This window comes from Citrobacter sp. Ce119, assembly GCF_030334525.1.
In the GTDB taxonomy this organism is placed as follows: domain Bacteria; phylum Pseudomonadota; class Gammaproteobacteria; order Enterobacterales; family Enterobacteriaceae; genus Citrobacter; species Citrobacter europaeus.
On sequence record NZ_JAOWDR010000044.1, the window covers coordinates 23741 to 32852 of the forward strand.

Here is a 9112-nt window from a genome sequence, read left to right on the forward strand (position 1 = left end):
AGTTATTATGGATCTCGCGTCGCTGCGCGCGCAGCAGCTTGAACTGGCCTCTTCGGTGATCCGCGAGGATCGCCTGAAGAACGATCCGCCGGATCTGATCGGCGGGGCGGACGTTGGGTTTGAGCAGGGCGGCGAAGTGACGCGAGCCGCGATGGTCTTACTGAAATACCCCTCGCTGGAACTGGTTGAATACAAGGTGGCGCGAATCGCCACCACCATGCCCTACATTCCTGGCTTTCTCTCCTTTCGCGAAACCCCCGCGCTGATGGCCGCCTGGCAGTTGCTCTCGTACAAGCCCGATCTGCTATTTGTTGACGGTCATGGTATCTCTCATCCGCGCCGTCTGGGTGTGGCCAGCCATTTTGGCCTGCTGGTGGATGTCCCGACGATCGGCGTGGCGAAAAAGCGGCTGTGCGGCAAGTTTGAGCCGCTTGCCGCCGAACCCGGAGCATTAGCCCCGTTGCTGGATAAAGGCGAACAGCTGGCATGGGTCTGGCGCAGCAAAGCACGCTGTAATCCGCTGTTTATCTCTACGGGGCACCGCGTGAGTATGGACAGCGCGCTGGCGTGGGTGCAACGCTGTATGAACGGCTATCGTCTGCCGGAACCAACACGCTGGGCAGATGCGGTGGCATCCGAACGCCCGGCTTTTACGCGGCTTGCAGCAAAAGCGCCCCATATCGGGTAAACTGCCGCTAATTTCCGTATTTGAGAACTCATCATGTTACAAAATCCGATTCACCTGCGTCTGGAGAAGCTGGAAAGCTGGCAGCACGTCACATTTATGGCCTGCCTGTGCGAACGCATGTACCCAAACTACGCCATGTTCTGCAAGCAAACTGAATTTGGCGATGGACAGATTTACCGCCGAATTCTGGATCTGATTTGGGAAGCGCTGACGGTTAAAGACGCGAAAATCAATTTCGATAGCCAACTGGAAAAGTTTGAAGAGGCCATTCCTTCTGCAGATGATTACGATCTGTACGGCGTTTATCCGGCGATTGATGCCTGTGTGGCATTAAGCGAACTGATGCATTCGCGTCTTAGCGGTGAAACGCTGGAGCATGCCATTGAAGTTAGTAAGGCTTCGATTACGACGGTTGCGATGCTGGAAATGACCCAGGCTGGTCGCGAAATGACCGATGAAGAGCTCAAAGAGAACCCGGCTGTTGAACAAGAATGGGATATTCAGTGGGAAATTTTCCGACTTTTAGCCGACTGTGAAGAACGCGATATTGAGCTGATAAAAGGGCTTCGTGCAGACCTGCGCGAGGCTGGTGAGAGCAATATTGGTATAAATTTTCAGCAATGACACCACAAAACGTGATTTAACGCCTGATTTGTCGTGCCTGAAGGCTTCCCATCCGCCCCCGGTCTGGTCTACATTTGGGGGGCGAAAAAAAGTGGCTATCGGTGCGTGTATGCAGGAGAGTGCTTTTCTGGCATTTCCGTCGCACTCGATGCTTAGCAAGCGATAAACACATTGTAAGGATAACTTATGAACAAGACTCAACTGATTGATGTAATTGCAGACAAAGCAGAACTGTCTAAAACACAGGCTAAAGCTGCTCTGGAATCCACTCTGGCTGCTATTACTGAGTCTCTGAAAGAAGGCGATGCTGTACAACTGGTTGGTTTCGGTACCTTCAAAGTGAACCACCGTGCTGAGCGCACTGGCCGCAACCCGCAGACCGGTAAAGAAATCAAAATTGCCGCAGCTAACGTACCGGCATTTGTTTCTGGTAAAGCACTGAAAGACGCGGTTAAGTAATTCGCGTGGCAGTGAACAGTTTTATCGAAGGGGCGGTTTCGCCCCTTTTGTCCATCTGGCGTCATTCGCTGTGGCTTTCAGGTGTTCTGTTGCTGTCTGCCTGCAGTCGCCATTCTGAACTTCCTCCGTTCACAGCCAGCGGCTATGTTGGCGATCAGGGGGCAGTACGCATTTGGCGTAAAGATTCCAGCGACGATGTTCACTTGCTCTCGGTAATTAGTCCGTGGCGTAAAGGCGATACCACCACCAGTGAATACCGCTGGCAGGGTGACTCGCTCTCTCTGATAGAACTCAACGTTTACAGTAAACCACCGGAACATGTTCGTATACGCTTTGATGACCGGGGTGAACTGAGTTTCATGCAGCGTGAGGTCGACGGTCTTAAGCAGCAGCTTTCCAGCGATCAAATCGCGCTTTACCGCTACCGTGCCGATCAAATACGCCAGACCAGCGATGCGTTGCGTCAGGGACGGGTGATATTGCGTCAGGGACGCTGGCATGCGAATAACACGGTCACAACCTGTGAAGGTGAGACGCTGAAGCCCGATCTTGAATCGTGGGCGATAAACCATATTGAGCGCCGCCAGAGCCATTCATCCGTAGAGGTGAGCGTGGCATGGCTGGAAGCGCCCGAAGGATCGCAGCTCCTGCTGGTCGCCAACGAAGACTTCTGTCACTGGCAACCGAAAGAGAAAACCTTCTGATAATCTGCCATCAGGTAATACTGTTACCAGTGGCCCATTCCCATATGGCCGCCGCCGCGATGGTAACCGCCACCGCCGCATCCGCCGTAACCCATTCCCGCTCCACGAGGTACGCCTGCCTGCGCCATTGCGACATCGCGTTTAACGCGTTGCTCGTCAAGGGACTGATTCAACGCCTCCATCTCTTTTGCCACGGCATTAATTTTTGCCGTGTCCGGCGAGCTGGCTGTTAGCAACGCGTTGTACTCATAACGTTTGGAGGTCAGCTGTTGGCGCAATGCGCTAGTTTGTGAGTAGTAATCATCATAAATTTTCTGCGCGGTAGCCTGCTGCTCAGCGGTCATTGGCGTACCGCCCCGTTGCTGCATTCCGTCACCATATCCCCAGTGATTCTGCGCCAGCGCCGGGGTCGAGCCCAGTGCGATAAGAGAGAGTGCAATCAGCGCCAGTTTGTTGTTCCGTTTCATGGTTCGTTCTCCTGTTGGTTAGCTTACATACCTGTTTGCATCTTCCGTGCCAAAGCGGTAATCCCAGCCCTGCGGGCGCTGTACTCGTCGTCTCTGTAGAGAAGCGAGTAAAAATGACTCGCCAGAACGCGCTAACGGGTCATTTTTACCCGCTACTTGCAGCTGTTTGTGTCTGAGGGCAGGGTTCTTAAGGAGAAAAAATGGCATGATTTCTGCTGTATACCGGCAACGATGAAAGGAACAGGTGGGTAAAGGGAGAGCGTATGCGTCTTTATAAGGACACGGCGGCCAGGTGGGCGAGCCGACTCTTGCTGGCGTCGATCCTGATTTTGGTCGGCTGGTTTTCGATTATGACCATTCGGGACTATGGGCGGGAAAGCGGCGCCGCACGGCAAACGTTACTGGAAAAAGGCAGCGTGCTGATCCGCGCTCTGGAGTCTGGTACGCGCGTAGGCATGGGAATGCGTATGCATCATGCTCAACAGCAGACGCTCCTGGAGGAAATGGCCGTACAACCCGGTGTGCTTTGGTTTGCCGTTGTTGATGAGCATGGCGTCATTATGACTCACAGCAATTCCTCAATGGTCGGCAAAACGCTCTATTCACCGGATGTTCTGCAACAGCTTAGTCCCGGGGAACAAGAAAGCTGGCGAAATATTGACATTCCAGCGAGGGACGGCGAAAAAACGCCGGCCCTGGAAATTTATCGCCAGTTTCAGCCGATGTATGGTCCTGGACGCCATGGCATGGCGCGCTGCGCCAGCAATGACGGAAAGCTTATCACGCCTGCGCAAACCATATTTATCGCCTTTGATGCCAGCGATCTGGCCGCGACTCAGGCAAGAGAGTGGCGTAACACTCTGATAGTCCTCTTTGCGCTGGCGGCTGTGCTGCTGGCCACCGTGCTGACGTTCTTCTGGTATCAGCGCTATCAGCGCTCATACAAAGAGCTGCAGGACGCGATGAAGCGTAAAGAAAAACTGATGGCGCTTGGGCATCTGGCGGCTGGGGTCGCGCATGAGATTCGTAACCCGCTTTCATCCATCAAAGGCTTAGCAAAGTATTTTGCCGAACGAACCCCGGCAGGAGGCGAGTCGCACGAACTGGCTCAGGTGATGGCGAAAGAGGCGGATCGTTTAAATCGGGTAGTGAGCGAGCTGCTGGAGCTGGTGAAACCTGCGCATCTGACGTTGCAACAGGTGGATCTTAATGAGGTCATCACCCACTCATTACACCTGGTGAGTCAGGATGCGGCAAGCCGGGAAATCCAGCTACAGTTTTCGGCCAGTTCCACGTTGCCCGCGATTCAGGCCGATCCTGACCGACTGACTCAGGTTTTGTTGAACCTGTATCTGAACGCCATTCATGCGATTGGGCATCAGGGCACGATTACGGTTGAAGCGAGTGAAAGCAGCGCCGATCGCGTTAAAATCGTGGTGACCGATAGCGGGAAAGGGATTGCAGCGGAACAACTGGAGGCCATTTTTACGCCTTACTTCACGACTAAAGCTGACGGAACCGGTCTCGGGCTGGCGGTTGTGCAGAACATAGTCGAACAACACGGTGGTACCATTCAGGTGGCAAGCGTTGAGGGCAAAGGCGCGACCTTTACCCTTTGGCTGCCGACCAAAGCGAAACAACAGGATCAACAAGGATGACGCGCGGAAAAATCAATATTCTGGTGGTCGATGACGATATCAGCCACTGCACCATTTTACAGGCGTTGCTGCGCGGCTGGGGTTATGAGGTCGCGCTGGCCTATAGCGGGCGAGCGGCGCTGGAACAGGTGCGCGAACGCGTATTTGATTTAGTGCTGTGCGATGTGCGCATGGCGGAGATGGACGGCATCGCAACGCTGAAAGAGATTAAAACGCTGAATCCGGCGATTCCGGTGTTAATCATGACGGCGTTCTCCAGCGTGGAGACTGCCGTTGAGGCGCTAAAAACCGGGGCGCTGGACTACTTAATCAAGCCGCTGGATTTTGACCGTCTGCAGGAGACGCTGGAAAAGGCGCTGGCGCATACCCGGGAAACGGGCGCTGAACTGCCATCGGCGTCGGCGGTACAGTTTGGCATGATTGGCCGCAGTCCGGCGATGCAGCAGTTGCTCAACGAAATTGCGATGGTTGCTCCTTCGGATGCAACGGTGCTTATTCACGGAGACTCAGGCACGGGGAAAGAGCTGGTGGCCCGGGCGCTACATGCCAGCAGCGCCCGCTGCGATAAGCCGCTGGTGACGCTCAACTGCGCGGCGCTTAATGAATCGCTGCTGGAGTCCGAACTTTTTGGCCACGAAAAAGGCGCGTTTACCGGGGCGGATAAACGCCGGGAAGGGCGTTTTGTCGAAGCCGATGGCGGCACGTTATTTCTTGATGAAATTGGCGATATCTCACCGCTGATGCAGGTGCGTCTGCTGCGGGCTATCCAGGAGCGCGAAGTGCAGCGGGTTGGCAGCAACCAGACTATTGCGGTTGATGTCCGGCTGATCGCCGCCACGCATCGTAATCTGGCCGAGGAGGTCAGCGCCGGGCGCTTTCGCCAGGATCTCTACTATCGCCTGAACGTCGTCACCATTGAAATGCCAGCACTGTGTCAGCGTCGGGAAGATATTCCGCTGCTGGCCGAACATTTTCTCCAGCGTTTTGCTGCGCGTAACCGAAAAGCGGTGAAAGGCTTTACTCCGCAGGCGATGGATCTGCTGATCCACTATGACTGGCCGGGCAATATTCGTGAGCTGGAAAATGCGATTGAGCGTTCAGTGGTGCTGTTAACGGGGGAATATATTTCCGAACGCGAGTTGCCGTTGGCGATTGCCGCAACGCCAATAAAAACGGAATTCAGTGGCGAGATCCAACCGCTGGTGGATGTTGAAAAAGAGGTGATTCTGGCGGCGCTGGAAAAAACGGGCGGCAATAAAACCGAAGCCGCCCGTCAGTTAGGTATTACGCGCAAAACGCTGCTGGCTAAGCTCAGCCGTTAGTTTTGCTCACGCTCGATGGCGCGCCAGCCGATGTCGTTACGGCTGAAGCTGCCGTCCCAGCGGATGTTGGTCATCAGGGCGTAAGCGCGTTGCTGCGCTTCAGCCACGGTATGACCCAGGGCGGTGGCGCACAGCACACGCCCGCCGCTGGTCAGCACTCGGTCGTCGTCAGCGAGTTTGGTGCCAGCGTGGAAGACCTTACCCTCCGTTGAAGACTCCAGCGGCAGGCCGTGGATCTCATCGCCGGTATTGTAGTTGCCCGGATAACCTCCGGCGGCAATGACCACACCCAGCGAGGCGCGTTCATCCCACTCAGAGGTTTTCTCATCCAGCTTGCCGTCGCAGGCGGCCAGGCAAAGATCCACCAGGTCCGACTTCATGCGCAGCATGATCGGCTGGGTTTCCGGATCGCCGAAGCGGCAGTTGAACTCGATAACCTTCGGGTTGCCTTGCTTGTCGATCATCAGACCCGCGTACAGGAAACCGGTATAGGTGTTACCTTCCGCCGCCATGCCTTTCACGGTTGGCCAAATGATGCGTTCCATGGTGCGCTGGTGGACTTCATCGGTCACCACCGGGGCCGGTGAGTATGCGCCCATGCCGCCAGTGTTCGGGCCGGTATCGCCGTTACCTACGCGCTTGTGGTCCTGGCTGGTGGCCATCGGCAGCACGTGCTCGCCGTCGACCATCACGATAAAGCTTGCCTCTTCGCCGTCGAGGAACTCTTCGATAACGATACGATGTCCTGCATCGCCAAAAGCGTTACCCGCCAGCATGTCGTGAACGGCAGCTTCGGCCTCGATCAGCGTCATCGCCACGATAACGCCTTTACCGGCAGCCAGACCGTCAGCTTTGATGACGATCGGCGCGCCTTTCTCACGCAGATAGGCCAGGGCAGGCTCAATCTCGGTGAAATTCTGATATTCCGCGGTCGGGATGTTATGACGCGCGAGGAAGTCTTTGGTGAAGGCTTTGGAGCCTTCCAGTTGTGCAGCACCTTCGGTTGGGCCGAAAATTTTCAGGCCTGCGGCGCGGAAGGCATCGACCACGCCAATCACCAGCGGCGCTTCCGGACCAACGATGGTCAGATCGATCTTCTCGTTCTGGGCAAAGCTCAGCAGTGCCGGAATATCGGTTACCGCGATTGCCACGTTTTGCAGCGCGGGTTCCAGTGCGGTGCCTGCGTTACCCGGTGCAACAAAAACGGTATCGACCAGCGGCGACTGCGCCGCTTTCCAGGCCAGCGCGTGCTCGCGCCCGCCGTTGCCAATCACTAATACTTTCATCGTCTGCTCCGTGGATTAATGGCGGAAGTGGCGCATGTCGGTAAAGATCATCGCGATACCGTGTTCATCGGCAGCGGCAATGACTTCATCATCACGGATAGAGCCACCAGGCTGAATAACGCAGCTCACGCCAACGGCGGCGGCAGCATCAATACCATCGCGGAACGGGAAGAACGCGTCGGAAGCCATGGCTGAACCTTTCACTTCCAGACCTTCGTCCGCCGCTTTAATGCCCGCGATTTTGGCGGAGTACACGCGGCTCATCTGGCCTGCGCCTATGCCGATAGTCATGTTCTCTTTGGCGTAAACAATGGCGTTGGATTTCACGAACTTGGCGACCTTCCAGCAGAACAGCGCATCGCGCAGCTCTTGTTCGGTCGGCTGACGTTTGGACACTACGCGCAGTTCGCCTTCGCTCACCATACCCAGATCCCTGTCCTGAACCAGCAGACCGCCGTTAACGCGTTTGAAGTCCAGACCCGGCACACGTTGTGCCCACTGGCCGCAGGTCAGAACGCGAACGTTCTGTTTCGCGGCGGTGATCTTCAGCGCTTCTTCGGTAGCCGATGGGGCGATGATCACTTCCACGAACTGGCGGGAGATGATGGCCTGCGCGGTTTCGGCATCCAGCTCGCGGTTAAAGGCGATGATGCCGCCGAATGCGGAGGTCGGGTCGGTTTTATAGGCGCGGTCGTAAGCGTCGAGAATAGAAGTGCTTACCGCCACGCCGCACGGGTTAGCGTGCTTGACGATCACGCAGGCTGGCTCGTTGAACTCTTTCACGCACTCCAGCGCTGCGTCGGTATCAGCGATATTGTTGTAGGAAAGCGCTTTGCCCTGTACCTGCTGTGCGGTGGCAACGGACGCTTCTTTCACATTCTCTTCTATATAGAAGGCAGCCTGCTGGTGGCTGTTCTCACCGTAGCGCATATCCTGCTTCTTAATGAAGTTCAGGTTCAGCGTACGCGGGAAACGACCGGCAGCCTCTTTGCTCTCACCGTGATAAGCCGGAACCATGCTGCCGAAGTAGTTGGCAATCATACTGTCGTAGGCGGCGGTGTGTTCGAAGGCTTTAATCGCGAGGTCAAAGCGGGTTTCCAGAGTCAGGGAGCCTTCGTTGGCATCCATCTCTTTAATAATGGCGTCGTAGTCGCTGCTCTTCACAACGATCGCTACGTCTTTATGGTTCTTGGCAGCGGAACGCACCATGGTCGGGCCGCCAATATCAATGTTCTCTACTGCATCTTCCAGCGAGCAGCCTTCGCGTGCGACGGTCTCGGCGAACGGATACAGGTTTACAACCACCATATCGATAGGGGCGATACCGTGCTGTTCCATAATTCCGTCATCCTGACCGCGACGACCAAGAATGCCGCCGTGGACTTTCGGATGCAGGGTCTTCACGCGTCCATCCATCATTTCCGGGAAGCCGGTGTAATCGGAAACTTCGGTCACTGGCAGACCTTTCTCCGCTAACAGGCGCGCAGTGCCACCCGTTGACAGCAGCTCCACACCGCGTGCGGAAAGTGCCTGAGCGAATTCGATGATACCGGCCTTGTCAGAAACACTGAGCAGAGCGCGGCGGACTGGACGACGTTGTTGCATGGTAAATCCCCTGGATTTGACTATTACAGAGAGCGTTAGGTGAATTCTTGGCTAAAAACTCAGCTAACGCCCCTTACGGGGCATCCTTGTTGTGCGGGGGCATTGTAACGAAAACGTTTGCGCAACGCTCGCGAATTTTTAATTTTCGATTTTGACCCCTTCTTATTTCTGTTGAAAGAGGCTGTTATAAAGAGAGGATCGCAGAAACGATCGTGTGGTTTGTGGATAACTCTGTGTGTAAATGGGTATAAGGCGGGGTTTTGCTGTGGAATGCAGCACTCAGTCATTTTTCTGTCATT

At 55.4% G+C, this 9112-nt stretch carries 9 protein-coding genes; 6 read left to right on the forward strand and 3 right to left on the reverse strand.

The window, feature by feature from the left end; translation table 11 throughout:
- Positions 1-7 precede the first annotated feature (7 nt).
- The 4 genes from nfi (at position 8) to OGV80_RS06565 (ending at position 2475) form a co-directional block, all read left to right on the forward strand.
- Positions 8-688: a deoxyribonuclease V gene (nfi, locus tag OGV80_RS06550; protein WP_286514215.1), complete on the forward strand. Its 681-nt coding sequence runs from the start codon at positions 8-10 to the stop codon at positions 686-688.
- Between the two features lie 33 nt (positions 689-721).
- Positions 722-1312: a YjaG family protein gene (locus tag OGV80_RS06555; RefSeq protein WP_003842015.1), complete on the forward strand. Its 591-nt coding sequence runs from the start codon at positions 722-724 to the stop codon at positions 1310-1312.
- A 186-nt stretch (positions 1313-1498) separates the two neighbouring features.
- Complete coding sequence (gene hupA, locus OGV80_RS06560; RefSeq protein ID WP_001044509.1) at positions 1499-1771, forward strand: nucleoid-associated protein HU-alpha; 273 nt, start codon at positions 1499-1501, stop codon at positions 1769-1771.
- Between the two features lie 11 nt (positions 1772-1782).
- Complete coding sequence (locus tag OGV80_RS06565) at positions 1783-2475, forward strand: DUF1481 domain-containing protein (RefSeq protein WP_043018508.1); 693 nt, start codon at positions 1783-1785, stop codon at positions 2473-2475.
- Between the two features lie 23 nt (positions 2476-2498).
- Here the strand turns inward: OGV80_RS06565 and zraP are convergent, their stop codons facing one another.
- Complete coding sequence (gene zraP, locus OGV80_RS06570) at positions 2499-2942, reverse strand: zinc resistance sensor/chaperone ZraP (RefSeq protein ID WP_080625874.1); 444 nt, start codon at positions 2940-2942, stop codon at positions 2499-2501.
- Positions 2943-3205: 263 nt separating this feature from the next.
- Here zraP and zraS point away from each other — a divergent pair, with 263 nt between their 5' ends.
- Together zraS and zraR are read left to right on the forward strand one after the other, a co-directional pair.
- Complete coding sequence (gene zraS / locus OGV80_RS06575) at positions 3206-4600, forward strand: two-component system sensor histidine kinase ZraS (RefSeq protein WP_047407310.1); 1395 nt, start codon at positions 3206-3208, stop codon at positions 4598-4600.
- Positions 4597-5922, forward strand: a complete 1326-nt coding sequence (gene zraR, locus OGV80_RS06580; RefSeq protein WP_047407307.1) for a sigma-54-dependent response regulator transcription factor ZraR — start codon at positions 4597-4599, stop codon at positions 5920-5922. The genes zraS and zraR overlap by 4 nt, the downstream gene beginning before the upstream one ends.
- On the opposite strand, the gene purD is transcribed toward zraR, so the two are convergent.
- Both purD and purH read right to left on the reverse strand, forming a co-directional pair.
- Positions 5919-7208 (reverse strand): phosphoribosylamine--glycine ligase, encoded by a 1290-nt coding sequence (gene purD, locus OGV80_RS06585; RefSeq protein ID WP_087052695.1) that lies wholly within the window; start codon positions 7206-7208, stop codon positions 5919-5921. The genes zraR and purD overlap by 4 nt on opposite strands.
- Before the next feature lie 15 nt (positions 7209-7223).
- On the reverse strand, positions 7224-8813 hold the full coding sequence (purH, locus tag OGV80_RS06590; protein WP_087052694.1) for a bifunctional phosphoribosylaminoimidazolecarboxamide formyltransferase/IMP cyclohydrolase: 1590 nt from the start codon (positions 8811-8813) through the stop codon (positions 7224-7226).
- Between the last annotated feature and the right edge of the window lie 299 nt (positions 8814-9112).

Coding starts and splice junctions, on each gene's coding strand:
- OGV80_RS06555 (WP_003842015.1), top strand. CDS start 722: ATGTTACAAAATCCGATTCACCTGCGTCTGGAGAAGCTGGAAAGCTGG.
- zraR (WP_047407307.1), top strand. CDS start 4,597: ATGACGCGCGGAAAAATCAATATTCTGGTGGTCGATGACGATATCAGC.
- purD (WP_087052695.1), bottom strand. CDS start 7,208: ATGAAAGTATTAGTGATTGGCAACGGCGGGCGCGAGCACGCGCTGGCC.
- zraP (WP_080625874.1), bottom strand. CDS start 2,942: ATGAAACGGAACAACAAACTGGCGCTGATTGCACTCTCTCTTATCGCA.
- zraS (WP_047407310.1), top strand. CDS start 3,206: ATGCGTCTTTATAAGGACACGGCGGCCAGGTGGGCGAGCCGACTCTTG.
- hupA (WP_001044509.1), top strand. CDS start 1,499: ATGAACAAGACTCAACTGATTGATGTAATTGCAGACAAAGCAGAACTG.
- purH (WP_087052694.1), bottom strand. CDS start 8,813: ATGCAACAACGTCGTCCAGTCCGCCGCGCTCTGCTCAGTGTTTCTGAC.
- nfi (WP_286514215.1), top strand. CDS start 8: ATGGATCTCGCGTCGCTGCGCGCGCAGCAGCTTGAACTGGCCTCTTCG.